The organism is Algoriphagus sp. PAP.12, from assembly GCF_026652115.1.
In the GTDB taxonomy this organism is placed as follows: Bacteria; Bacteroidota; Bacteroidia; order Cytophagales; family Cyclobacteriaceae; genus Algoriphagus.
Genome location: NZ_JAPPSQ010000086.1, coordinates 1 through 314, shown reverse-complemented (window position 1 = coordinate 314; position 314 = coordinate 1). Strand labels below are relative to the sequence as shown.

The 314-nt window shown below is 51.9% G+C and carries 1 protein-coding gene; it reads left to right on the top strand.

Going from position 1 to position 314, the window contains the following annotated elements; genetic code table 11:
* Nucleotides 1-314 (top strand): IS66 family transposase (locus O0V13_RS21565; RefSeq protein ID WP_268037084.1); only part of this gene is annotated, 314 nt, incomplete at both ends.

Below are 314 nucleotides of genomic sequence, written 5' to 3'. Positions count from 1 at the left end.
GTGACCCATCTGTGCTGTTGGGCGCACGCGCGAAGAGAATTTTTCGATGCGCAGCAAAACGACAGGGCTAAGGCAGAGCTGGCACTCACTTTTATCAAAAAGCTCTATGAGGTAGAGGCCCACTGCAGGGAAAAGAACTTAAGCTCGGAAGACAGAAAGGCCTATCGGCTGGACAAGGCATTGCCTGTATTGGACGCCTTTTCCAACTGGCTAAAGGAAAACTATGTGCAGGTCCTGCCCAAAAGTGCCATTGGAAAGGCCATGGCCTACACCATGACCCGCTGGGAAGAACTGACCAATTACCTGATGGACGG